The following is a 414-nucleotide window of genomic DNA, read 5'->3' as shown; positions in this document are numbered from 1 at the left end:
AACTTGACTTTGATCGTGATGTTGTTTTTACATGGAATGGGACAACTTCTGGTGTGCGTATTCCTAATGCAGATTTCATTCCCCATGAGCGGGCTGGATTGACCATTTGTGATGCAACATCTGCAGCTTTTGCGCAATATCTTGATTTTTCAAAATTAGATGTTGTTACTTTTTCATGGCAGCAAGTTTTGGGAGGTGAGGCTGCGCATGGTATGGTGATTTTAAGTCCTCGTGCTGTTGAGAGGCTTGAGAATTATGTTCCAGCTTGGCCTATGCCTCAACTTTTCTATATGACAAAAAATGGAAAATTGAACGAAGATATTTTTAAAGGAAAGATAATCAATACACCTTCCATGCTTTGTGTTGAGGATTTTCTTGATGGATTGAAGTGGGCAAAATCTCTAGGAGGTGCAG

At 39.9% G+C, this 414-nt stretch carries 1 protein-coding gene; it reads left to right on the top strand.

The genetic code is table 11. From position 1 onward, the window contains the following. Window positions 1-414 (top strand): PLP-dependent aminotransferase family protein (locus J7R13_RS09135; protein WP_484791373.1); only part of this gene is annotated, 414 nt, incomplete at both ends.

Source organism: Bartonella taylorii 8TBB, assembly GCF_902825155.1.
In the GTDB taxonomy this organism is placed as follows: Bacteria; Pseudomonadota; Alphaproteobacteria; order Rhizobiales; family Rhizobiaceae; genus Bartonella; species Bartonella taylorii_A.
The sequence above is the reverse complement of the archived record's forward strand: the minus strand, read 5'-3'. Positions and strand labels throughout refer to the sequence as shown.